Here is a 21,996-nt window from a genome sequence, read left to right on the forward strand (position 1 = left end):
GAGCTCCCCTGGGAATGAGTTTGCCCAGATCTGCAAGATCCCCAAATAGAGATTGTGGCGCGGGCTACGGAACCGAATTCACGAATTTGCTATACAGAATCCGGCCACACGACACAGATGGTTTTGCCATGTTGGTGACCCAGCATCCTGTCTTTCGGCGCTTTTGGTACCCGGTGATGCCCCTCAGCCGATTGGAGCAGGGATCCCCGCAACCTTTCGAGCTGCTGGGGGAAAAGATCGTCCTTTGGCTGGACGAGGCCGGACAGCCCCAGGCAGCCGCAGACCGCTGCTGTCATCGATCGGCTCAATTGTCCAAGGGGATCGTTGGCAACGGCCACCTTCGCTGCCCCTACCATGGCTGGGAGTTTGATGGCACGGGAGCCTGTGTCAAGGTGCCGCAACTGCCGGATCAGGCCCGCATCCCAGAGAGCTACCGCATTCCCGCCTATCTCTGCCAGGCCCGCTATGGCTATGCTTGGGTGTGCTTGCATCCCCAGCCTCTACGGGGGATCCCGGTCATCCCAGAAGCCGAGGATCCCAGTTACCGGCTCATCCACGAGTTCTACGAACGCTGGGAATGTGCCAGCTTGCGCATCTGCGAGAACGAGTTCGATGCCGCCCACATCAGCTTTGTACACCAGAACACCTTTGGCAGTATGGAAGACTTGGTACCCAGCCACTTCGAGGTCGAGGAGCTGGACTACGGGATCCGCACCCGCACAGTGCTCGGTGTAGCCAACCCAGAGCTGCAACAAAAAAACCTGGGCATTGCTGCCGCCAAAACCGAGCGCACCACCACTTCAACCTGGCATTTGCCCTTCACCAACCACCTTCACATCCGCTACCCCAATGGCCGCAGCCATGTTATCGTCAACACCCCCACTCCCATCAACGACCGAGCCTCCCAGGTGGTGCAGTTTTGTTTGCGCAACGACACCGAGGCCGATACCCCAGCCGCAGAGGTTATCCGCTTTGACCGGGCCGTGACCCTGGAAGACAAAGCCATTTTGGAAACCACGGATCCCGACGTGCCCCTCACCCTCAGCGCCGAGCAGCACATGCTCACCGATAAGCCCGGGATCCTGATGCGCAAGCAACTGGCAGCTTTGCTCAAGGCCCACAGCAGCTCCTCAAACCAGATTTTCTAGGCTGCGGGTGCCAGCGTAGCGGCTGTAGGCGTAGATCAACCCCAGGGTGAGGCCGGTGACCAAAAAGCTGAGGGCCGCCCCGAAAGGATAGTCCAGGCTGGAGCCAAACTGCAACTGAATCACATTCCCGATCAACAGCGTTTTGCTGCCCCCCAACAGATCCGGCACTACGAACATGCCGAAAGCCGGGATCCCCACCAGAATGAGGCCCGCCGCCAGTCCAGGCAAGGTCTGGGGCAGAAGCACCCACCAAAAGACCTGCCAACCCTTGGCATAGAGATCCCGTGCCGCTTCCGCCAGCCGCCAATCGATGCGCTCCACCGCCGTGTACAGGGGCAAGACCATGTAGGGCAAAAACGTGTAGACCATGCCCAGATAAACCGCCAGCCAACTGGGATACAGAGCCGTTTGCGGTGGGATCCAGCCCAGCCAGGCCGCCAAGCGAGCCGGCCACCCTTCCGGGGCCAGCACCACCATCCAGGCATAGGTGCGGATCACCAGGTTCGTCCAAAAGGGCACCACCACCAAGGTGAGCAACAGATCCCGTTGTCGGGGTGGGTGGGCGGCAATGAAGAAAGCCAATGGGTAGGCCAGCAGCACGCAAAAAAAGGTGGTCACCCCCGCCACCAGCAGGCTGCGGCCCAAGATCTGCCAGTAGATGGGCGTCCATCCCAAGGGGCCAAAGCCGAGAATGCGCAGATAGCTCTCCAGGGTCAGGGGCAGTTGAATCTGGCCAAACTCCCCGCGGCTGAGAAAGCTGCACACCAACAGCAACAGCCCCGGCAGCACCAGAAAAAACATCACCCACAGCACCCCTGGCCCAGCAAAAATTAGGCTGCGCCCCAACTCCTGCCAAGGGGTGAGCAGCTCCCCAAATCGCACCTGGGCTTGGCCAGGGATCCACTTGCCCACAGGAGATGGCAGCTTCAACATCCAGTCTCCTCCTGACGGGGATCCGGTCGCAAACGGATTAGGCTTTTCGGGGGTAGGTGGGCCACCAGCGCTGCGCCGATCTCAAACCCTGCATCCTCAATATCGGTGTTGAGGGCCGTGGCCTTGAGCTGCTGACCTTGGTTTGTCCGCAACAGGTATTGGTTCTCAGCCCCAGTGTAGATGAGGTTTTCCACCCGCACCGGCACCTGGTTGGGCAGCAGATCCCAGCCGCTGCGAGAGAGCTGGATCTTTTCCGGGCGAATAGCCAATTGCACCGGTTCCGAGCTGGCCGGGATCCCCAAGACCTTCAGCTTTCCCAAGGGCGTATCCACACAGTCCGTCCCACAGGCGATCCCCTCGATCAGGTTGCTGGCCCCTAAAAAGTCGGCTACGAAGGCCGTCGCCGGGCGCTCATACACCTCATCGATAAGGCCCACTTGCTCAATGCGCCCCGCCCGCATCACCGCCACCCGGTCGCTGGTCACCAAAGCCTCTTCTTGGTCGTGGGTAACGAAAATAAAGGTCATGCCCAGGCGGCGCTGCAACTCGCACAACTGCACCTGAAGCTGCTTGCGCAACTTGGCATCCAACGCCGACAGCGGCTCATCCAACAAGAGCACTTCCGGCTCGTTCACCAAAGCCCGAGCCAAGGCCACCCGCTGCTGCTGTCCCCCCGACAGCTCATGGGGCTTCCGCTTGGCCAGAGCTGCAATCTCCACCAATTCCATAGCAGCCGCTACCCGCTTGCGCAGAGCTTCTCCCCGCACACCCCGCATGCGCAGGCCGAAGGCGATGTTGTCCTCCACCGTCATAAAAGGGAAAAGGGCATAGCTCTGGAACACGGTGTTGACATTGCGCTTGTGGGCGGGCAAGTGGCCCACCGGGCGACCTCGAATCACCACTTCCCCAGCATCGGCCATCTCCAGGCCGGCCAGGATGCGCAGCAGGGTGGTCTTGCCGCAGCCGGAAGGGCCCAGCAGGCCGAAAAACTCCCCCCGCCGGATGTTCAGCTCAATGCCATTGAGAGCCACAAAATCGCCAAAACGCTTGTAGAGGCCGGTTACTTCCACATCCCAGTCGGGATCCCGGACGGTGGAAGTACTGGAGATGACACTCGCGATCACAGTTGACAGCGCTGATAAAACCATCTAACCCAGTATGCAAGTCTCCGAGAAAATTGCAGTTATCCTCCACACCAGGGGCACAAGTTCCAGGCCAAGCCCTGCAACCGGGGATCCCTGGCCGTAGCCTTTCCAGATGGGAAACGTTGGGAACAAAGGACTCCGTCTCGCTATCGCGAACGGCCCCATAATAGGGTATGCATGGGTTGCTGCCAAAACAGCTCCTGCCCCGGCCCTCAATAGGTATCAGGGATGGGATCCTCAGGCGGCGCAGGCTCTTGCATGGGCCAAACCCAATCTGTGAGGTCTTGGGAAGGGATCCCTTCCGGTAGCAGCCCATGGCAGCGGGAGCGAAACAGACAACTGTTGCAGCGCTCAGTGTGGGGGGTCATGGGAAAGTCTTGCGCCTCCAGTTGCCGCAGGTGGTTCAGAGTGGCTCTTAGGTGGGCCAGGTCTTGCTCATAGGCGGCGGCGCTGTAATACCGGTGGAAGGGCTGCTGCGGATGTTGCACATACCAAAAGGTCAGTTGCACCTGCTCCGGCTCAAAAGGGCCTTCCAGGGGCAGCTGCTGAGCTACCTCGCAGAGCAGCAGAGGGTAAAGGCGCACCTGCCAGTCTTGGGCCAACTGTTCATCGCGAGGACGTTGACGCTCAGTTTTCCAGTCCAGGATGTGCAGGGATCCGGGGATAATCACCAGCCGATCCAAACGGGCTATCAGCTTAAAGCCCTCAATCCGTTGCCACAGGGGCAACTCCGCCAACACCCGTCCCTGGGGATGGGCATGGGAGCTGGCCAAGAACACCTGCCACCACTGCTGCACCACTTCATCCAGGGCAGACAAACGCAGCTCCACCTGCCGCCCGCGGCTGTGCCATTCCACCAAACGGTGAAACTGCCGTCCGCGCCTCTGCTCCAGCTCGTGCTCAAAAGCCCTGGCAGCAGGCCAGATCAACCGCTCCAGGTACACATAGCGAAACAGGCGGGGGCAATGGTCCAGCAAGGCCAGCGAAGAGGCGGAGAGGTTGACCTGCTCAAGACTCAACCTCTCCAGAGAAGGGGCAGAGCCTGGTCGCGAAGCAGGCGTAGCCTCAAAGGGGGCAATCGGGATCCCAGACATGGGCAAGTTCTGGCGAGGGTGGGATAGTTCAACTGTTCGCGCTAGCAGGACGGAGTCCTTTCCGCCAACCCCATCCGCTTTTCCGACATAGAGCCTGGCCCGGAAGGGAGCTGGATTGCCGTTGGCCCTCAGAAGACAGAATCCCTGCCTGGACAGCCAGACCCGGAACCGCCTGTGGTTGGGCTAGGTTCCCACCGGACTTGCCCAGACCCAGATGGCGACCATCCCATCCCAGAGCAACAGAAGCAGAGCAAAACATCCTAGGAGCCCGTACATCCAAGGCTGAACGTAGGGGCGCAGCCCGCCAATCTCCAGTTGAGCGTGCCGTCGAATCTCAGCCAACAGCTGCTTGAACCTGGTCACCCGCATCGGCAAAAGTACGCGATCCCCCCCTCGGCTGACCAAGTAATACACCATACCACCCTGGCTGGTGGAGCGGGGCTCAATGCGCTCGATATCGGCCCACCGGATCTGCCACTCCTGCCGCACAAAAGGCGGCACCCAACTGGGGTAGGTGGCCTGCATGCCCTCTTCGTCCAACTGAATCTGCTGGCTCAGGGATCCCAGGACTACCCCCCATCCCAGCAGCAGAGCAATCCAAAGGGATCCCAGCTCAAGAGGTGTTGCCTGTTGCCGAGCCAGCAGGATGGGTAGGGGCAGAACCAGTCCCCAGTACAGAGCCTGCACAGCGCAGCGAATTAAGGGAGAGATGGGGAAGGTCATCGTCGGCAAGATGAGGCTGGCTTTATCAAACTTAAGATAGCGCTTAAAAAGGCACCTGATACATTTACGCTGAACACTGCTGAACATCACTGTTCAACTATGCAGCGATAGCATTCTGTTTGTTTCCAACCAGAATGGCGGTATCCCGCAAAGCTTTGAGTAGAATACCCAAAGCGCAGTTTCCGTGTCGTCTTACTACCAATTTTCTGCTTTGCTTTGGCTACCATGTTGGCAGACTCGAAAGTAAACAGAAAGATCAACTGGTAGTAATCCGTACTGAACATATTATACATTATTTTCAGTATAGTTGAGCTTATTATTGACTAGAGTCATGCTCCTCCTCCAAGGACTCCGTCCCGCTGAGGCGAACGGCAAGCTGAGAAGACTGCTCACGCCGGTAGGACGGATTCCTTACTGCATTGGGAAAGTCTACGGGATGAGGACTCCGCCCCGCTGACGCGGACGGCTCTGCTCCTGTTGGCGAGCCGTAGGTCTCACCGGAGAGCAGGTCAGGGGATCCCTCGGCTTCTATAGCCTCTATTGAGGAGAGCTCTTCCGTGGATCCCGTCACGTCAGACCCCAACACCCCTTCCAAATCCACCAAGCTGCCGTTGAAGTGGTCGGCAAAACGGCGGGCAATCTCCGCCAGCTCCTGGGTTAGCTCGAAGGACTGCCCACCGTGCAGGGTGTCGCGGCGCTCTGCACGACTTGGAGAATCGGTCGCGACAGCGGTGCGGAGCACTTTGTTCGCACCGGCGGGAGAGAGTCCTTGGGTTGCCAAGCCGGCCACCTTGGGGCCACCCATAGGATTGTCCCGCTCAGGCTCTGGCGAAGGTGGGCTGGAGTCAGAAGGGGAATGTTGCTGTCGTCGGGCAAGGTCGTGGCTCTGCGGTTCTGCTCTGGGCTCCCTTGAGGAAGCACGACTGTTGGTGCTATCGCTCTGCAACCCCGGCGTGGTGACAGGATCTGGGGGGACGGGGGGCAGGTCTTTTTCTCGGCTGGGCAATGCCGAGGACTCCGTCCCACTGACGCGAATGGAAACATCCGGCCCCCGCTGCACAATCAAGTTGAGCTGCACAGGACGCTGGAGCAGGTTGTGGAGCACCGACCGCAGTTCGGCTTCTTTGCTGCGCACTTTTTCCACCAAACCCTTGCTGGGAAAGGCGAGGGTAATTGCCTCAGGAGTCTCTTGGTGCAGGTGGCCGGATCCCATCAGAGCCTTGGTGAGGGGAGAGAGGCGCTTGAGGAACTCGTCCCAGTGGGGGCGCAGCAGCTTGACTGTGGCGGCGTCCCTTGCCGGTTCTCTGGGCTGCTCCGAGGACTCCGTCCGAGTAGCGCGATCTGCCTTCTGGCTCGACGCAACAGCAGGGGAGGCTGAAGGCCCAACAGTTAATTCATCTATCTCACCAACAGTTGATGGGCTTGATGGGCTGATGGTCGCAGCAGGGGCCGGAGGGGCTGTCCCGTCTGGGGGAGTTCTCTGGGGTGCAGGAGATAGGTCAAGGGCTGGGAAAGGACTCCGTTCCGCTGAATCCTCAGCCACCATGCTTGGGCGCAGCTGGCCCAGCAGATCCACTAGGGCAATTTCCAACCACAGTTGGGGCTGTCCGCTTTGACGAATTTGCGGCTCACACTGGCGCAGATGGCTCTGGGCTGCCAGCAGTATCTCCACCGAGTAGCGAGGGGCCCGTTGCTGCAGGGCTGCCCAGGTGGAGTCCGTTACAGCGACCAACTCCCGTTGCTGGGGGGCTGTCTTGACCAGCAGCAGATCCCGGTAAAGGGCCACCAAGTTCTGCAACAGGGCTAAGGGCTCTTTGCCCCGCTCCAACAATTGCCGAGTTTGGCTGAGCACCGCCTGCACATCCTGAGCCAGCAGCGCATCCATCAGAGCCAAAAGCTGCTGTTCCGGGATCCCGCCCACCAAGTCCCAAACCGCCTCCGGGGTGATGGATCCTTCCAAGAGGCTGAGCTGGTCCAGCAGGCGTTCGGCGTCCCTCAGGCCCCCTTGGGAAAGTTGGGCCACCAGTTGCAGCGCCTCCGGCGTGATAGGGATCCCTTCTTGGGCGGCGATCTTGCCCAGGTGGGCCACCATGTCGTCGAGGGGGATGCGGCGGAAGTCAAACCGCTGACAGCGGGAAACAATGGTGGGCAAAACCCGCTGCGGGTCAGTGGTGGCCAGGACAAATACCACGCGGGGGGGCGGCTCTTCAAGAGTTTTCAGCAAGGCGTTGAAGGCCGCATTGCTGAGCATGTGGCACTCGTCGATGACATAGACTTTGTAGCGGCTGTTCACCGGGGCAAACTGGGCCCGCTCGATCAGCTCGCGGATGTTGTCTACGCCGGTGTTGCTGGCCGCGTCAATCTCGAGAACATCCAGGGAGGCTCCCGCAGTGATGGCGCGGCATTGGCTGCACGCCTGGCAGGGATCCGGCGTCGGCCCCTGTTCACAATTCAAAGACTTGGCCAAGATGCGGGCGCTGGAGGTTTTTCCCGTGCCCCGCGGCCCGCAGAACAAATAGGCAGGCGCCACCCGCCCCAGCCGGATGGCATTGGCCAGCGTTTGCACCACCGCTCCTTGGCCGACCACATCGGCAAAGCGCTGCGGGCGGTATTTTAAATGCAGGGGTTCATAGTTGCCAGCGGTGGCCATTTCCGGGATCTCCAAGCAAGCAGCGCCCCAACCGGAACCGCGCAAGAGCTCTGCTCTGCTGACGCGATCCCACCGGGGCTCTCCTATTCTGGCTTCTCGATGGCGGGATCCCTCTTTGCCCATCAAGAGTGGGGCTGGGCGGGCAGAGCTTTTGTGCTCCCCTCTGCTAACGTGACCGGCGGCGGGCCAGGGGACTTGGGATCCCGGCGACGCAGAGAGGGAAGCTGGGGCAGTTGCACTCTCCAGCCGGGCGAGTCAAGCTGATCCATGTGCTGCACGCGGTAGCTGAGCTGATACACCTCCTTCCTAAGCTGGCGATTCTCGGCCTGGATGGCGGCGATGCGCTGGCGGATGGGCTGCAGGCGGGCTTGCAGCTTGCGCCGGTAGAGCTCTGGCAACTCTTGAATCATCTGCTCCAGCAACTGCTTCTCTTGGTAAAGCTGCTCAATCTCCGCCTCATAGCTGCGAATTTGTCGGTGTTGCTTTTCTTGGCGCAGCTCCAGAAGGTCTATCTGGCCCTGCAAGATGCGATTGCGCTCTCGCAAAAGCTGGATTTCCCGCTCCCGCGCGGCCAGAGCTTGGGCAAACTCCGTCTCGCCAACGCAGCCTGCTTCCTGCATCGTTTCTCCCTCAACCCATCCGTACATGGATACCAAGGGATCCGTCCCACCAGACCCTACCCGTCACTGTATCCGGCCCGCGGGGGTGAGGCAAATGGCCTCTGGCCCGCCGACGCCAAAGCTTGCTTCACCTGGGCTTCCAGCTCGGCCAGGGATCCGGAGTTGTCCAGCACCACATCGGCACGGCGCACTTTTTCCGCCAAAGGCCACTGGCTGGCGATGCGAGCTTCGATTTCTGCCGGTGTAAGAAGATCCCGGCGGGCAAGGCGTTGCCGCTGCTGCTCTGGGGTGCAAGTCACCACCCAAATCTCGCTGGCCCAATTTTCCATGTGGGCTTCAAACAGCAACGGGATCATCAGACAAACGGTTTGAGATCCCTGCCCAGAAGAAAATCCTACCCCGCTACGCTTTTGGGAGGCAGGCTCTTCCTCAAGCGGCACCCCATGGACTTTAGAGCTCTGCTCCGCCAACGCGGACAGAAAATCTTGCAGTTGAGCTCTAACGAAAGGGTGGATTTGGGCCTCCAGCCAAGCCCGCTCAGCGGCATCTGCAAACACGATCTGGCCCAACTGCCGGCGATCCAGATCCCCGGAGGGTGTTTGGATGGCCTTCCCATAGCGTTCCAGTACCCGCTCGCGAATGGGGGATCCCAATGCCAAAGCCTGGCGGGCCATTTGATCGGCATCGGCCACCGGGATCCCGTGCTGCTCCAGGATGCGGGCGACCGTGGATTTGCCCGTGCCCACCCCGCCTGTCAGGCCGATGATTCGCATAGCTGTCGTGGTTACGGTTTAGCTTGCTGGGGTAGAGGGGCGCTGCCAGGGTAAAGCCAGTTGAAGGTTTTTCTTCAAGGGGAGGCCGTTTTTGCAGCCAGCGGAGAAGAACGGTGCTCTGCCGCAGCCGGCAAAGGAGAGCTGGGCGGCAGCAGGCTATACTCAAAGCCCTCCACCAAAGCCCGACAGGAGGCCTCGATGATGTTGGTGGAAACCCCCACCGTTGTCCAACGGCGGTGACCGTCGCTAAACTCCACCAGCACGCGCGTTTTGGCCGAGGTGCCGGCTCGCCCATCCAAAATGCGCACCTTGTAATCAGACAGGTGAATCGCCTCCAGTTGGGGATAGAACTCCAGCAGCGCCTTGCGCAACGCCCCATCCAGAGCGGCCACCGGCCCATTGCCTTCCGCCGCCGTCACCCGAGTCTGCCCCTGCACCGCGATTTTCACCGCTGCCAACGATTGCACATCCGTTGCCTCGCCACTGGGATCCCGGTCTTTGCTGTTCCAATCGGAGCGTGTGGTGGTCGTCACGTTGAAGCTGAGCACCTCAAAAGGATGGGAGCGTTGTCCCAGCAAGCCCCGCACCAACAGCTCAAAGCTGGCCTCAGCAGCCTCAAACTGGTAGCCCTGCAGCTCCAGGGTTTTCAGCCGCTCCAAAATCAAGCGCACCTGCGGATCCGACTTCTCCAGCCGGATCCCGAATCCGGCCATTTTGTGGAGGATGTTGCTCAGCCCCGCCTGTTCCGAGACCACAATGCGGCGACAGTTGCCCACTTGCTCCGGGGCGATGTGCTCGTAGGTGAGGGGGTTTTTCTGAACGGCGCTGACGTGGATCCCGCCCTTGTGGGCAAAGGCCGATAGGCCCACAAACGGAGCATGGTCATCCGGGGCCAAATTGACCACCTCGCTGATGGAGCGGGAGATCTCCGTCAGGTGTTGCAGCTTCTCTTGCGGCAGACAGCGATAGCCCAGCTTCAGTTGCAAGTTGGGAATGACGCTGCACAGGTCGGCATTGCCGCAGCGTTCCCCATAGCCGTTGATGGTGCCCTGCACCATGCGCGCCCCTGCCTGCACCGCCGCCAGGGCATTGGCCACAGCAGTGCCGGAGTCGTTGTGGGTGTGGATCCCTAGGGGCAAATGCCGCAGGTGATGGGATTCTGCCAAGACGGCTGCCGTGATCGCCGCAATCTCGTGGGGCAGGGATCCGCCATTGGTATCGCAGAGAACCAGCCACTCTGCCCCTGCCTCGGCAGCCGCCACCAGGGTTTGCAGGGCATAGTCGGGGTTGTGGCGATAGGCATCGAACCAGTGCTCGGCATCGTAGATGACCCGCCGCCCCTGGGATCCCAAGTAGGCAATGGTATCCCGGATCATAGCCAGGTTTTCGGCCAGCGTGGTGCCCAGACCTTCGGTAACATGCAGATCCCAAGACTTGCCGAACACCGTCACGTAGCGGGTGCCCGCCGCCAAAATGGCCTGCAGCATGGGATCGTCTGCCGCCCGCCGCCCCGGCTTGCGGGTAGAACAAAAAGCCACCAGCTCGGCTTGCTCTAGGGGCTCTTCCCGCATCTGCCAGAAAAACTGCACATCCTTGGGATTGGCTCCTGGCCAGCCCCCTTCAATAAACGGGATCCCCAGCCGATCCAGCAGCTTGGCAATCTGTAACTTGTCTTGCACCGACAGCGATAGACCCTCTCGCTGGGCCCCATCCCGCAGTGTGGTGTCGTAGAGAGTGATGGTGGCTGAGCAACCCAGATCAATCTTCATATCGCATCAGTTTCTTGTAAAAGGCGGTGGAGAAATCCGGCTGTTGTCCGCGCTGCACCAAAGCGACCACATCGATCAGATGATCCACAAACTCGTAGTTGGCAATGGAGAGCTGATAGGTGAGATCTGCATCCTGAGCAAAGATCACCTGAACCACCGTCAGATCCGAGGGCAACGGGGACATGTGCCAACTGGCCAAGAAGCGGACAGGCTCTTCCCCCTCGATGGCCCTCTGCCCTTCCAGGCTGGCTTTTTTGTAGAGGCCCACCGCGAGGGCTAGGTACTGTCGGCGGGCAACGGCGTAATAGGGCTGATAAACGGCCACTTCTGGCGGGCTAGCGGGTTCAAGTTGCAAAGCCATGGTGCGCTAGGAGAGGGGTACCGCTTTTTCTGATTTCATGAAGTTCTACAAAATGGGTGGGATCCCTATAACCAAGTAGATATCTCTGCATTGGCTGTAGCAAGTGTCGCCGGAAAAAGCTGTGAGGTCAATTGCGGCAGAGAACCCAGAAAAAATTATAAGGGGCCACTGCAACCCATTTCATTCAGCGTATCGCGAAGCGGTGCGGTTCCCGGTAGGGTGCCGGAGGCATAGCACCATCGCGACAGCAGGTCAGCGGACTACGGATAGATTGCCCAATTGTCTACTTTTCCTTGAGGGATCCCGCATCCCAAGCTGGAGGGAAGCGTTGGAAAGTCGGGGATCTCTGGGAAAGAATAGAAAAGGAGGGATCCCTGCCCCTGCTCGCAACCGGCTCTTCTCCTGCCGGCGGTGGCGAGACGGTGCCCTTGCTTGGTTCTCCAAACGCTTGGCATCTTCTGTCTTCATGAGCACAGCCCAAGGCCCAACCGCATGAGCACAGCCCAAGGCCCAACCGCCTCTCGTCTCGACCCTCTCCCCCCCGGAGAGGGAGGAATAGCGGCCAACCCCCTGCTGGAGTGGGATCCCGTCCTGCAGCACAAGTTCCAGCAGCTTGTCCAGATCTTCGCCGAGATGGAGCAGGTCTTGGTGGCCTACTCTGGGGGGGTTGATAGCAGCCTGGTGGCCAAGTTGGCCTGCGATCAGCTGGGGGAGCGGGCCCTGGCTGTCACCGCTGCTTCTCCTTCGCTGCTGCCGGAAGATTTGGAGGAGGCAATTCAGCAGGCTCGGCAAATCGGGATCCGCCATCAGATCGTCGAAACCCACGAGCTGGAGGATCCGAGCTACGCTGCCAACCCTGTTAACCGGTGTTACTTCTGCAAAAGCCACTTGCACGATACCTTGCGCCTGTTGGCCCAAGCCCAGGGATATAACCATGTGGTGGATGGCCTCAATGCCGACGATCTTGCCGATTACCGACCGGGGACACAGGCAGCTCGGGAGCGCGGCGTGCGTTCCCCTTTGGCGGAGGTGGGGATGAGCAAGCTGGAGGTGCGGCAATTGTCTCGCCACCTGGGGCTGTCTTGGTGGGATAAACCGGCCCAACCCTGCCTCAGCTCTCGCTTTCCCTACGGGGAGGCAATCACCCCTGAGAAGCTGCGTCGGGTGGGAGCGGCGGAGCGCTACTTGCGCAGCTTGGGTTGGCGGCAGGTCAGGGTGCGCTCGGAGAAGGACACCGCCCGCATCGAACTTCCTCCGGATCAGATCGTGGAGTTTGTGCAGAAAACCAATCTGGAAGCGCTGGTCAAGGCCCTGCAATCCTTCGGCTATCTCTATGTCAGTCTCGATTTGGAGGGCTACCGCAGCGGCAAGCTCAACCGAGTCCTCAACCTTTCCCAGTTGGCCACAAGCTAGCGGGCTGGGGAAGCCGTAGGGGATCTGTGTTGAAGTTTCGCGCCGGATGATTATGAGAGGGTTGCGGTTGCTCTGGCTCTGCTTGGGGGTGCTGGGGTTGGCAGTTGCCGGCCCTACTGCGGCTCAGGTGGAGTCCCAGAAGAAGGGGGGCGCTCAGCCCATGGATACGACTGACCTCAGCGCCGTTGCCGACCGAACGTTACGGCTGCGTTCTGACCGGCAAACCTTCGATCAACGGGCGGAAGTCTTCCAAGCAGAAGGCAATGTGGAGATGCGGCTGGGCCGCTCTGTGTTGCGGGCGGATCGCCTGCGCATTGAACTGCGACAGCGGCGGGCTGTGGCCGAGGGCAATGTTTCTATTCAACTGGATCGGCAGCGCATTCAGGGATCCCGCCTAGAATACGACTTTGAGCAGGAGCGGGGGTTTTTGGAAGAGGCCTTCGGGCAGGTGGATATTGGCCAGTTGCAGGCCGGTGGATCCCCGGCAGCCGCTTTGGCGCCAGAGCGGTTGGTGCGCTTTCGTGCCGTTCGCATTCGCTTCGATGCCAACACCTGGGAAGGAGAACAGGTGCGGCTGACCAACGACCCGCTGGATCCGCCGGAGTTGGAGATTCGTAGCCCACGGGTGACCTCCACTCTTCAGGCAGATGGTTCCAGCCTGCTGATTGCCGAGGCGGGGCAATTGGTTTTCGACCAGGTCTTGTTTCTGCCCCTGCCCATTCGGCTGCGCTTCGACTCGTTGAACCGTCAGCCTCCGGTCAGCATCTTCTACGACGATTTCGACCGAGAAGAATTGCGACGGGGCCTGATCCTGCAACCCAACTTCGAGCTGCTGCGGGATCCCAATGTGAGCTTGGTGCTCTCCCCGCAACTGTATCCGCAGCGCCTTTGGGGCAGTGAGCAGGGCCTTTTGGATGGGATCGGGCTGCGGGCCGATTTTCGTTGGCGGCAACCGGAAGCCAACGCTCAAACCTCGCTGTTTGCCGAGCTGCGGGGGATCGTCTTCCAGGAGTTTGCTCAGCGCTTGCGAGCCCAGGTCGAACACCGCATCACCACCGGCGATGGCGGAGAAGTCGCCTACACCTACGCCTATCGGGAACGCTTCTTCAGCGGTCGCCTGGGGTTTCAAATTGTGGAAAACCGCCTCGGTGCCAGCTACCGCTCACCCACCCTCCGCCTGGGCAATACCGGCTTGGATCTCAGCTACCGCATAGCCGCCGACTACATCGATGCCTTGGGGCAGCCGGATGAAATCGACACGGATCCGGAGTTGGCCTTAGCCAACACCACCGACCGCATTCAGCTCTCCCGCCTGCAACTGGGGGCAACCTTGAATCGCTCCTTTCCCCTCTGGAGCCCTCCCAAGACGGCGGCGGATCCCCCACCCCGCTTTTCCGCTCTGCCCATCGAGCAAGGGATCTGGCTCAGCACCGGTGTGAGCAGCAGCCAGTCTTTTTACTCCAATGGCCGAGCCCAGAGCTATACTGCCGGCAGTATTGGCATTGATGCGGTGATTGGGGCTTTTGTGGCCGATACCTTCGACTACACCAACCTGAGGGTGACCTACTCCAACGGTTTTTTGGCCGGAGCCTCGCCGTTTTTGTTCGACCGCATCACCACGCGGGAACAGCTCGTCTTGGGCTTTTTGCAACAACTGTACGGCCCGCTGCGGGTAGGGGCAGAGACAACGGTAGATTTGCAGTCGGGCCAGCAGGTGGATGTCGTCTATCGCCTGGGCTACGACCGCCGCACCTATGGCTTCAGCCTGCAATACAATCCGGTGCGCCAGTCGGGGGCTCTGGAGCTGCGGGTGGAGGGCCTGAACTGGGATCCCGGCCAATCCTCGCCGCAGCCGATGACGGGATCGAGGATCCAAGAGCCCTGATCCCCAAACTCCAAGGGAACGGAAAAATGTAATCCTGACTACTACTCTGTGGAGATTTTCTATGAGAAATTACCCCAACTTGGGGAGAAATCCTACCTCAAATCTGCCTTGAATTGCAGAACCCTTCTGGACATCGAAACGGTAAGGTAAGATACAGAAGTTACAGTCATTTTAAACAGGAATGAGACCTTTCCGTGGCATTGCTTCCTAACTCTCCTTTCCCAAAGGAGAGGGGCTGGGGGTGAAGGATGACTCCCTCTGTAAGCGGCGCGGAACGCTTGGGAAGTGTTTCAATCTAGTTTGGAGTGACTATGAATGACTATGTTTTTCCAGGATTGATTTCTGCCAGTTGGGATCGCCGTATCGCAGACTACCGCAGTGATCCCCAGACGGTGTTAGGGTAGATGATAGGCTGAGCAACGTGGGCTGGTAATCTGAATTATGCAAACACTCGATGCAATCCCCGATAAAAAACGAGCAGAGCGAATAACCTGTAGCTACATCAATGCGACCAGCTCTATTCAGGTGGTTCGCATCACGAATATCGAAAACTGGTACTTTGAGCGGGTGGTCTTTCCAGGCCAGCGGCTGCTCTTTGAAGCGGTGCCTGGAGCCAAGCTAGAGATTCACACGGGCATGATGGCCAGCTCCATTCTGGCAGACACCATCCCCTGTGAAAAGCTGCGCGTTCGAGAAACGGAGCCGGTGACTGCGGGCGCCTAGATCTCCAGAGGCCATGGGTGCGGACTAGGTTTCCCGGCCTTGTTGCCTTCTCTCCTCACTCTCTGGGCTGGGGGAAGGCTGAGGCGAGGGGCTGGCGGAGCGGCGGGGCTTGGGAGGTAGGGGGATCTCCAGGAAACGGGCGCTCAATCTCACCAGGCTGGTCTCTTGGGGCGGCCAAGGGATCCCCAACCAACGGGCCGTGATCTCCAGCAAGCTGGGGGGTGGTGTCGGCGTAGGAGTTGGCGTGGGTGGTGGGGTGGGATAGAGATCCAGGCGCGGTGGCCGTGGGGTGCTAACCCGAAAAGCATCGGGGGGCGGTTGGGTCAGGGGTACATTCGGATCCCCGCATCCCAGCAAGCCCAGCCCGCCGGCAAGCAACAGGCCGTACAATTTTCGAGTGCCTCTACTGCCCATGAATACGCTGCTGGACACCTCTAACAGGGTATCATCGGGATCCCAAGGCTCTGAGCTGGGCTTGCAAATCTTCCTCCAGCACAGATAGCTGGCGAGCCAAGGTCACGTAGCGGTTGGCGGTCAGGTTTTTGGCGGTAAACTGCTCCAGCAGTTGCTGATCCCGGGCAACCATTTGGTTGAGATACTGAGCCACAGAGGCTTGTGGATCCTCGATCAAAGCTCGGCACACCTGTAGGGCCATCACCAGTTGGGCCCGCACCTGCAAAAACAGCGACTGGATGTACTTTTGCTCAGCCTCACTGAGTTGCCGAAAATCCCGCCAATGCTGCCCCCCCTGCAGGGATTGTTGGAGCTCGTTGACCCAGTGGTTGTAGTCTTTTACTTTGCGGGCCAAATCGGTGGCAAACTTCATCACCTCGGGGGTGCTGTTGAGCAGATGGGCTTCCTGCCAACGCTGCCGGATGCGATGCAGGCTTTTTCCCAAGCGCAGGCTGACTCTCAGGATCCCCAACAGGAGCAGCAGTAGGATCCCGGCAGCCGCGGTATAGGACACCCAAGAGCCGGGATCCCGCATCCCCAAGAAGATGACCAAGGCTATTGCTATCAAACCAAAGGCCAGCATGCCCCAGGAGCGTAGCCGCTGTTGCTGCAGACGCAGGTACTCCGCCCGCAAATCAAAGGCCTCGCAGCAAGCGTCCAGATCGGCGGCCATGAGCTGGCGAAACTCGTCCACAGAGATCGGTTCCACACTAATCATCGAGGGCACCCTTAACGCAAGTGGATCGAGGCCAAACGGCATCAAGACCTGCCCTGCCAATCACGGGCAGCTTCCGTGCTTTCTTGTAGGGGCTCCAGCGTTTCGCTGGCCGGAACCACCATCAACCCATACCCTCCGCTGCGGCAAAAATCGACGATCTCCTGCGTGTCAAAGCGTTCTGCCACGGGCTTGGGCAGTCCCTGTTGAGCCAACCGCTGCGCATATTTTCTTGCCGCAAACGAGCTCTCGAAAGCAATGACAATATCTTGACCCCCAACCTGGCGCGTGCAGATTCCCTCCTGCCCATTGGCTTGGTAAAGCAGCACAATCACCTGGGGGGGCAAGTCCTCTGGGCTGACCCAAGACAAACCCTTCTCAGCCTGGGATCCCCCGCTGAGCAATACATCCCGCGCCTCATTCAGCCGCGCCAGTTGCGCCTCTAGCAAGGGTCTTTGTCGCTCGTCCTCCAGTTCTGCGAGGGCAGTACTGAGGGTTTGGTATTCCTGAAACAGTCGCCCCCGGATCTGCCGCTCGGTTGCGTCCGGCGGAAGGTTGAGAATCTGAAGGGCTTCGGCGGTGTTCATCATGGGCTCTGATTTATTCAAAATCATTGCCTAGACTAGCTGCTTTGAGAGTCTCTGGAGAGAAATTCTCCTATGATCGTGGCTGCCCGCTTTCTCGGCCAGAAGAGAGGGTGGACTCACCGTTCGCGCCAGCGGGCCGGAGGCCTTGTGCGGCGATGATTACTTCCATCTTGGGGCTGCTCAGCAGGGGAATTGACCTGGGGTTGGTCAGATAAAGAGGGAAGGGGGAAGCCCAACTCAAAAGCCTCTCGTGCCAGCAAAGCCAGCAGAGATGGATTCAACTGGGCGCGTTTCACCCGCTCCTTGAGGCGATTCCACAGGTGTGCTCGGTGGATGCGTTCCAACTCTTCTCGCTGTTCACGTATCATGTTGTTCCCACCTCTCTTGTATCAATCCTAACTAAGCAACAGGGGAGCTGGTGTCAGGGAACTTTGATGGATTTTAGGAGATGGGATCCTCATTTTCTCCGAGTTGACCCGCCGGGATCCCTGGGGTTGCCAGCAGGGAACACTATTCACATCTGTAATTTCTTGTGTTGCAGCAAGCCCGTCTTCGGAATGTACAAGGGCGGGATCCGACAGTTTTTCTAGGGACATTTTGGGATCCCTGCGCGCCTTAGAGGTCTTCCACACAGGGAACTGCGGCCTTGACAGGGCCAGCTTGCCCCAATCTATCCAAAAAATGCTGCAGGAGCTGAAAACCGGGTGGGTTGAGGCTGTAGTAAATCCAGCGCCCCTGCTGGCGAGCATTGACCAATTTCGCATCCCGCAGGGTTTTTAGGTGAAACGAGAGCTTGGATTGGCTCACCTTCAGCTCCTCGCAGAGATCACAAACACACAACTCACGCCCCTGCAGCAGTTGCAGCACACGCAGGCGAATCGGGTCGGAGAGGGCGTGGAATCCCTCCCGCACCTGCTCATCCATCCAATCCCCTTCTACCTCGACCAGCAACGAAACCATCATTCAACCAGGGTAGCAGGAGTTTTGCGCTCCAGTTGTCGATCAGTTGGACGGCAGGGAAAAGGCGCAACAGTCAACCGGCTCAGCGACGGTAGGTCAACCGCGCTTGAAGATAACACTGCCAACATTCCGTTGCCAACTTTGTGTTCTCTTTAACGTTTCTTGTTGCTGCCTTCACAAGCTCTCTACAGTTTCGCTGGAATCAATCACCGGCATCCGTTATGCAAGAGACACGGCTGCAGCGGCTATAGTTAGTGTTGCTGGAAAAAGCTGCTTTGAATCATCTGTTGAAAAGCCTGGGCTGCGCGCGAAGTGTGGCGTTGGCGGTGCTTAAGCAGCAGGAAGGGACGCTGCAGAGCATCCGATCCATCAGCTAGGGGCACTGCCTTCAAATCTCCCAAGCGGACTTCGTTGCGGATCATCAATTCCGAGATGGCGCCGGCTGCGGATCCCTGGCTGACTAGGGCTTTGATCATTTCGCCACTTTGCAGCCGCAAGATCACCGATAACTGCTCGATCGAAATCCCCCAACGGGCCAAGGCTGCTTCAAAATGCTGCTGGGTGCCGGATCCGGCTTCTCTCATGATCCAGTCGGTTTCTACCAGCTCCGGGATCCTTATTTCTGATCTGGGGTACCAAGGATGTTCCCTGCCGACGATGATGCAAAGTCGATCCCAGTCAAGGATGTGCTGCTCCAGGTGAGGCAGATCCTCCGGTCGGATGGCACCCTCCACCAAGCCTAAGTCGAAATCACCCCGCAATAAGCCTTCAGCAATAGCTTCGGTGTTGGCCAAGGTGCAATGGATTTGAATGCCTGGGTAGCGCTGCTTGTAGAGGCTGAGGCGGTAGGGTAGCCAGTAGTTGCCGATGGTGAGGCTGGAGCCGAGGTGGAGATCTCCCATCTGCAAGTTGTTCAGCTCTTTCAGGCCCTGTTCTGTCTGTTCCACTCGCCGGAGAATCTCTTGGGCCTGTCCTTTCAGCCAACGTCCGGCTTCTGTCAACTCTACCCGACGGCCAATTCGGTGAAACAAGGGGATCCCGTAGCTCCGCTCTAGCGCCTGAATGGCAGCGCTGACAGCCGGCTGGGTGATGTGGAGGGCAGCGGCAGCTCGAGTGAAATGCAGGTGCTCGGCCACCGCCAAAAAAATACGCAATTGCTCTAAGGTCATCTTCTCATCAGGGATCCGAAAGGCCACGACTGAAGCATAACTAGAGTCTATTTTTTTTAGAGCTAAAAACATTTGATTTTATGATTTGTCTCTTTTACTGTCAGAGCAGAGCTTTGTCGTGGAGATCCAGATGAGTTGGTGGGTGACGCTTTTGGTAGGGTGTGGCATTGGCTTTTGCGCGGGGCTGTTTGGGTTGGGTGGTAGTTCGTTGGGCACGCCATTGCTGCGCTTGTTGGGCATGCCTGCTGCCTTGGCTTTGGCCAGTCCCCTGCCCCTCACCTTGTTCAGCGCTTTGGGAGGGGTGGTCACCTTTCAAAAACGGGGGATGATCCACTGGCGAGTGGTGGGCCACACAGTGTTTTGGGGGATCCCGGCGGTGGCTCTTGGAGCATGGACGACGAAGTTCCTGCCGGGCATGGCGCTAATGCTGCTGACGGCAATGTTTATTTTGGGGATCGGGCTCTACGGCCTAAACGGTTTACGAGGTTTTCTTCCCGGCGAGGGGGAAAAGGAATTGCACCTGGAGCGGATCCCGGTGGGTTCTGTCCTGTTGGGCTTCTTCAATGGGTTGTTGGCCAATGGCGGTGGACTGGTGTTGGTACCCTTTTATCAACTGGTGGTGGGGCTGGATCTGCGGGGCGCTCTGGCCAGTTCTCTGGCTTCGGTGGCGCTGTTGGCTGTTCCGGCCATTCTGGTGCACAGCAGCCTGGGGCATATCGCCTGGGATATCACCTTCTGGCTGGCGCTGGGAGTGTTCCCCTGTACGGTGCTGGGTGGCAGGTTGGCGTTGCGACTTTCCACGCCCCTGTTGACCCGTTTGTACGGGGGGTTTCTGGTAGCAATGGCTCTCTACTTCGGTATCCGGGAGATCTCGCAGTCGTCGGTATAAACCACGCGGATCGCGGTCGATCCCCTCATCCAGCAGCCGTGGTGACGGCAGAAGTAGAACCCTCGCGAGAGCATCTGCAAACGGCCTATCAATCTTTTGCTGAAATGGAACGTTCTTGAACGAGATGGAAACGCTAATCCCGACACAGGGATCCAATACGAGCTTGGCAGGTGGCGATTTCTTCAGGGGTGAGGTTGTCCCAATTGACGTCGCGGCGCAGCACCAAGCCATTGTGCCCGGTGATGAAGCGGGGCAGCTCTGCTTGGTCGATCACGCTCAGATCCCGCATGTGATAGGTAGTGTAATAGGTAACATCTGGGCTCTCGAAATCCACGTCGATAAGGGTGAGGGTCTTGCGGGGGGGCAGAGGGCTGCCCAAGAGGGGACGAGGGCCAGAGCCGAGAATGCCGCAGTGAAGCAGTTGCAGTTGCCCTTTGTGGCCAGGGTAGTAGCCGTGGTCGTGGCCGCTGATGTAGGTGTGGACGCGGTACTTCTCCAGCAGAGCCCGTTTGGCATCCGCCTCCAGCAGCACTTCTCCCGGATCGTCGCGCCCGACAGTGATGGCGTAGAGGGGCAGATGGCCGATGACAATGCGCAACTTGGCCTTCTGAGCCCGTTCGCTGGCCAGAGCCGCTTCCGCCCAGGCCATTTGTTCCGGTGGGATGTAATTGCAGGTGGCATCCCAGACTAGGTAAAACACATCGTCTTTTTCAAAGGTGTAGTAGAAGGGAAAGTCCCCCCGATCCACAAAGTTCAAACCTGGGTCGTGGGCCGGATCGTTCCAAAACTCGCGGGCCAGATCCCGTTCTTTTTGAAAGAGAAAGCCGCCCCGCGTGGTGCGGGCACAGGAAGCATCGTGATTGCCCAAGGTAAAGCCGTAGGGAAGTTTGGCCGCACGGATTGGGCCAGCCACATGCCGGTCGAAGGCTGCCCACATGGCGCGAATGCGCTCCTCCGACAGGCGGGGATCCTGACCGGCCACCATATCTCCTCCTCCCAAAACAATATCCGGCTGAAGATAGGGGATGAGGCCGATGCCCCGATCCACCTCTGGGTCGTATTCCACCGAGCCGTAGATGCCGTTCATGTCACTGATGACCAAGAGGCGCAGATCTCGGCGGGGGGGGATGTAGAGGCCCTGGGGGGCATCTGGATGGGGGACGACGGTGGGGGTGGGCTGGGGGGTAGGAGAGGGGAGAGCGGCTCTAGGGGATCCCATCCCTGGGGCTAGATGAGAGGGCTGCTGCCGACTGGCCCAATAGGCTCCTGCCAATCCACTGCTGCTGGCCAACCCCAACAAACCCAGAATTACCTTGCGCCGCTGCATGATCTTTGCCCCCAACACTCCAGCGGTATTGTAGAAAATCAAAAGGCTGATGTTGGGCTCTTCCATCTGCGCACGGCCTGGACTCGGCTCGAAGATGGCTATGCGCGGCAGCTCTTGTAGAGTTCGGGGTGTTTTTTGAACAACTGTTGACGCACAAATGCTACCTTGGTAGAGACGAGCAACTACCTATCTCAGACTCGGTATGACTTGAGGTTTTCCATGCCTCGCCCCTTGGATTCTTTGGAAGCTGCTTTGGAACGGTGCCGGGAGTGCAATCTGCGTTTGAGCCGACAGCGCCGTTATATCCTGGAGCTGCTGTGGCAGTGTGGCGAGCACCTCTCCGCCCGCGAGATTTACGATCGCCTAAATCAGCAGGGCAAACCGATTGGCCACACGTCCGTTTATCAAAACCTGGAAGCTTTGGCCAGCCACAACATTGTCGAGTGCTTGGATCGTGCCGATGGGCGCCGCTACGGCAACCGCACCCATCCCCACAGCCACGTGAACTGTCTGGATAGCAACCGCATCTTGGATGTGGACGTGGAGCTGCCGCCTGAACTGCTGGCCCAAGTGGAGCAACAAACGGGCACCCGCATCCAAAGTTACCGCATTGAGTTTTTTGGGGTGGAAAAGCCTGCGGAGCCCCAGCAGTAACCTTG

General features: G+C 59.1%; 22 protein-coding genes and 1 pseudogene. 6 read left to right on the forward strand and 17 right to left on the reverse strand.

From position 1 onward, the window contains the following. The first annotated feature begins 128 nt into the window (after positions 1-128). Positions 129-1,148, forward strand: coding sequence for an aromatic ring-hydroxylating dioxygenase subunit alpha (locus tag ACVWVQ_RS10540; protein ID WP_457508366.1), 1,020 nt, complete (start codon positions 129-131; stop codon positions 1,146-1,148). On the opposite strand, the gene ACVWVQ_RS10545 is transcribed toward ACVWVQ_RS10540, so the two are convergent. The 10 genes and pseudogenes from ACVWVQ_RS10545 to ebsA form a co-directional block, all read right to left on the reverse strand. Continuing rightward, positions 1,131-2,081, reverse strand: a complete 951-nt coding sequence (locus tag ACVWVQ_RS10545) for an ABC transporter permease (RefSeq protein WP_457508368.1) — start codon at positions 2,079-2,081, stop codon at positions 1,131-1,133. The two genes, ACVWVQ_RS10540 and ACVWVQ_RS10545, sit on opposite strands and share 18 nt — an antisense overlap. Then, a complete protein-coding gene (locus ACVWVQ_RS10550) occupies positions 2,075-3,214 on the reverse strand; it encodes an ABC transporter ATP-binding protein (protein ID WP_457508389.1) in 1,140 nt (379 codons plus the stop codon). The genes ACVWVQ_RS10545 and ACVWVQ_RS10550 overlap by 7 nt, the downstream gene beginning before the upstream one ends. Positions 3,215-3,438: 224 nt before the next feature. Next, positions 3,439-4,320: a PD-(D/E)XK nuclease family protein gene (locus ACVWVQ_RS10555; protein ID WP_457508370.1), complete on the reverse strand. Its 882-nt coding sequence runs from the start codon at positions 4,318-4,320 to the stop codon at positions 3,439-3,441. A gap of 183 nt (positions 4,321-4,503) precedes the next feature. After that, positions 4,504-5,043, reverse strand: a complete 540-nt coding sequence (locus ACVWVQ_RS10560; protein WP_414331790.1) for a hypothetical protein — start codon at positions 5,041-5,043, stop codon at positions 4,504-4,506. 97 nt (positions 5,044-5,140) lie between these two features. Further along, positions 5,141-5,324, reverse strand: a pseudogene (locus ACVWVQ_RS10565) (hypothetical protein); the annotation flags it as partial. Positions 5,325-5,359: 35 nt separating this feature from the next. Continuing rightward, positions 5,360-7,693: a DNA polymerase III subunit gamma/tau gene (locus ACVWVQ_RS10570; RefSeq protein ID WP_457508391.1), complete on the reverse strand. Its 2,334-nt coding sequence runs from the start codon at positions 7,691-7,693 to the stop codon at positions 5,360-5,362. A 122-nt stretch (positions 7,694-7,815) separates the two neighbouring features. Beyond that, entirely contained in the window at positions 7,816-8,340 is a 525-nt protein-coding gene (locus tag ACVWVQ_RS10575; RefSeq protein ID WP_457508372.1) for a hypothetical protein, read from the reverse strand. A 29-nt stretch (positions 8,341-8,369) separates the two neighbouring features. Further along, positions 8,370-9,086 carry a dephospho-CoA kinase gene (gene coaE, locus ACVWVQ_RS10580; RefSeq protein WP_457508374.1) on the reverse strand — a complete coding sequence of 239 codons (717 nt, stop codon included), beginning with the start codon at positions 9,084-9,086 and terminating at the stop codon, positions 8,370-8,372. A gap of 74 nt (positions 9,087-9,160) precedes the next feature. Continuing rightward, positions 9,161-10,855, reverse strand: coding sequence for a citramalate synthase (gene cimA / locus ACVWVQ_RS10585; protein ID WP_457508376.1), 1,695 nt, complete (start codon positions 10,853-10,855; stop codon positions 9,161-9,163). After that, positions 10,845-11,216, reverse strand: coding sequence for a type IV pilus biogenesis protein EbsA (ebsA, locus tag ACVWVQ_RS10590; protein WP_457508378.1), 372 nt, complete (start codon positions 11,214-11,216; stop codon positions 10,845-10,847). The genes cimA and ebsA overlap by 11 nt, the downstream gene beginning before the upstream one ends. 492 nt (positions 11,217-11,708) lie before the next feature. Between ebsA and larE the strand changes: the two genes are divergently transcribed. The 3 genes from larE to ACVWVQ_RS10605 all read left to right on the forward strand — a co-directional run bounded on the left by larE (position 11,709) and on the right by ACVWVQ_RS10605 (position 15,237). Beyond that, on the forward strand, positions 11,709-12,629 hold the full coding sequence (gene larE / locus ACVWVQ_RS10595; RefSeq protein WP_414417221.1) for an ATP-dependent sacrificial sulfur transferase LarE: 921 nt from the start codon (positions 11,709-11,711) through the stop codon (positions 12,627-12,629). A 52-nt stretch (positions 12,630-12,681) separates the two neighbouring features. Next, positions 12,682-14,514 (forward strand): DUF3769 domain-containing protein, encoded by a 1,833-nt coding sequence (locus ACVWVQ_RS10600; RefSeq protein ID WP_457508380.1) that lies wholly within the window; start codon positions 12,682-12,684, stop codon positions 14,512-14,514. 438 nt (positions 14,515-14,952) lie between these two features. Then, the gene (locus ACVWVQ_RS10605; RefSeq protein ID WP_457402739.1) at positions 14,953-15,237 is read left to right on the forward strand and encodes a DUF1830 domain-containing protein; all 285 of its coding nucleotides are present in this window, start codon (positions 14,953-14,955) and stop codon (positions 15,235-15,237) included. A gap of 24 nt (positions 15,238-15,261) precedes the next feature. On the opposite strand, the gene ACVWVQ_RS10610 is transcribed toward ACVWVQ_RS10605, so the two are convergent. The 6 genes from ACVWVQ_RS10610 to ACVWVQ_RS10635 all read right to left on the reverse strand — a co-directional run bounded on the left by ACVWVQ_RS10610 (position 15,262) and on the right by ACVWVQ_RS10635 (position 19,121). Further along, positions 15,262-15,651, reverse strand: coding sequence for a hypothetical protein (locus tag ACVWVQ_RS10610; protein WP_457508382.1), 390 nt, complete (start codon positions 15,649-15,651; stop codon positions 15,262-15,264). A 31-nt stretch (positions 15,652-15,682) separates the two neighbouring features. Beyond that, positions 15,683-16,408, reverse strand: a complete 726-nt coding sequence (locus ACVWVQ_RS10615; protein ID WP_414417224.1) for a hypothetical protein — start codon at positions 16,406-16,408, stop codon at positions 15,683-15,685. A 41-nt stretch (positions 16,409-16,449) separates the two neighbouring features. Continuing rightward, the gene (locus ACVWVQ_RS10620; RefSeq protein WP_414343197.1) at positions 16,450-17,019 is read right to left on the reverse strand and encodes a DUF3110 domain-containing protein; all 570 of its coding nucleotides are present in this window, start codon (positions 17,017-17,019) and stop codon (positions 16,450-16,452) included. A gap of 89 nt (positions 17,020-17,108) precedes the next feature. Then, complete coding sequence (locus ACVWVQ_RS10625) at positions 17,109-17,360, reverse strand: hypothetical protein (protein ID WP_414381985.1); 252 nt, start codon at positions 17,358-17,360, stop codon at positions 17,109-17,111. Between the two features lie 247 nt (positions 17,361-17,607). Continuing rightward, entirely contained in the window at positions 17,608-17,952 is a 345-nt protein-coding gene (locus ACVWVQ_RS10630; protein ID WP_457508395.1) for an ArsR/SmtB family transcription factor, read from the reverse strand. Positions 17,953-18,203: 251 nt separating this feature from the next. Continuing rightward, positions 18,204-19,121 (reverse strand): LysR substrate-binding domain-containing protein, encoded by a 918-nt coding sequence (locus ACVWVQ_RS10635; RefSeq protein WP_414357059.1) that lies wholly within the window; start codon positions 19,119-19,121, stop codon positions 18,204-18,206. A gap of 130 nt (positions 19,122-19,251) precedes the next feature. Here ACVWVQ_RS10635 and ACVWVQ_RS10640 point away from each other — a divergent pair, with 130 nt between their 5' ends. Next, positions 19,252-20,010 (forward strand): sulfite exporter TauE/SafE family protein, encoded by a 759-nt coding sequence (locus tag ACVWVQ_RS10640; protein WP_414357058.1) that lies wholly within the window; start codon positions 19,252-19,254, stop codon positions 20,008-20,010. 133 nt (positions 20,011-20,143) lie between these two features. On the opposite strand, the gene ACVWVQ_RS10645 is transcribed toward ACVWVQ_RS10640, so the two are convergent. Beyond that, complete coding sequence (locus ACVWVQ_RS10645) at positions 20,144-21,337, reverse strand: metallophosphoesterase family protein (RefSeq protein ID WP_457508397.1); 1,194 nt, start codon at positions 21,335-21,337, stop codon at positions 20,144-20,146. Between the two features lie 219 nt (positions 21,338-21,556). Between ACVWVQ_RS10645 and ACVWVQ_RS10650 the strand changes: the two genes are divergently transcribed. Beyond that, complete coding sequence (locus tag ACVWVQ_RS10650; RefSeq protein WP_414331897.1) at positions 21,557-21,991, forward strand: Fur family transcriptional regulator; 435 nt, start codon at positions 21,557-21,559, stop codon at positions 21,989-21,991. Positions 21,992-21,996: the final 5 nt, after the last annotated feature.

The organism is Thermostichus sp. MS-CIW-36 (assembly GCF_054059035.1).

What these genes read in the sequence shown, in the direction of transcription:
- ACVWVQ_RS10540 (WP_457508366.1), top strand. Translation starts at nt 129, where the DNA reads ATGTTGGTGACCCAGCATCCTGTCTTTCGGCGCTTTTGGTACCCGGTG.
- ACVWVQ_RS10545 (WP_457508368.1), bottom strand. Translation starts at nt 2,081, where the DNA reads ATGTTGAAGCTGCCATCTCCTGTGGGCAAGTGGATCCCTGGCCAAGCC.
- ACVWVQ_RS10555 (WP_457508370.1), bottom strand. Translation starts at nt 4,320, where the DNA reads ATGTCTGGGATCCCGATTGCCCCCTTTGAGGCTACGCCTGCTTCGCGA.
- ACVWVQ_RS10560 (WP_414331790.1), bottom strand. Translation starts at nt 5,043, where the DNA reads ATGACCTTCCCCATCTCTCCCTTAATTCGCTGCGCTGTGCAGGCTCTG.
- ACVWVQ_RS10570 (WP_457508391.1), bottom strand. Translation starts at nt 7,693, where the DNA reads ATGGCCACCGCTGGCAACTATGAACCCCTGCATTTAAAATACCGCCCG.
- ACVWVQ_RS10575 (WP_457508372.1), bottom strand. Translation starts at nt 8,340, where the DNA reads ATGTACGGATGGGTTGAGGGAGAAACGATGCAGGAAGCAGGCTGCGTT.
- coaE (WP_457508374.1), bottom strand. Translation starts at nt 9,086, where the DNA reads ATGCGAATCATCGGCCTGACAGGCGGGGTGGGCACGGGCAAATCCACG.
- cimA (WP_457508376.1), bottom strand. Translation starts at nt 10,855, where the DNA reads ATGAAGATTGATCTGGGTTGCTCAGCCACCATCACTCTCTACGACACC.
- ebsA (WP_457508378.1), bottom strand. Translation starts at nt 11,216, where the DNA reads ATGGCTTTGCAACTTGAACCCGCTAGCCCGCCAGAAGTGGCCGTTTAT.
- larE (WP_414417221.1), top strand. Translation starts at nt 11,709, where the DNA reads ATGAGCACAGCCCAAGGCCCAACCGCCTCTCGTCTCGACCCTCTCCCC.
- ACVWVQ_RS10600 (WP_457508380.1), top strand. Translation starts at nt 12,682, where the DNA reads ATGAGAGGGTTGCGGTTGCTCTGGCTCTGCTTGGGGGTGCTGGGGTTG.
- ACVWVQ_RS10610 (WP_457508382.1), bottom strand. Translation starts at nt 15,651, where the DNA reads ATGGGCAGTAGAGGCACTCGAAAATTGTACGGCCTGTTGCTTGCCGGC.
- ACVWVQ_RS10615 (WP_414417224.1), bottom strand. Translation starts at nt 16,408, where the DNA reads ATGATTAGTGTGGAACCGATCTCTGTGGACGAGTTTCGCCAGCTCATG.
- ACVWVQ_RS10620 (WP_414343197.1), bottom strand. Translation starts at nt 17,019, where the DNA reads ATGATTTTGAATAAATCAGAGCCCATGATGAACACCGCCGAAGCCCTT.
- ACVWVQ_RS10625 (WP_414381985.1), bottom strand. Translation starts at nt 17,360, where the DNA reads ATGATACGTGAACAGCGAGAAGAGTTGGAACGCATCCACCGAGCACAC.
- ACVWVQ_RS10630 (WP_457508395.1), bottom strand. Translation starts at nt 17,952, where the DNA reads ATGGTTTCGTTGCTGGTCGAGGTAGAAGGGGATTGGATGGATGAGCAG.
- ACVWVQ_RS10635 (WP_414357059.1), bottom strand. Translation starts at nt 19,121, where the DNA reads ATGACCTTAGAGCAATTGCGTATTTTTTTGGCGGTGGCCGAGCACCTG.
- ACVWVQ_RS10640 (WP_414357058.1), top strand. Translation starts at nt 19,252, where the DNA reads ATGAGTTGGTGGGTGACGCTTTTGGTAGGGTGTGGCATTGGCTTTTGC.
- ACVWVQ_RS10645 (WP_457508397.1), bottom strand. Translation starts at nt 21,337, where the DNA reads ATGCAGCGGCGCAAGGTAATTCTGGGTTTGTTGGGGTTGGCCAGCAGC.
- ACVWVQ_RS10650 (WP_414331897.1), top strand. Translation starts at nt 21,557, where the DNA reads ATGCCTCGCCCCTTGGATTCTTTGGAAGCTGCTTTGGAACGGTGCCGG.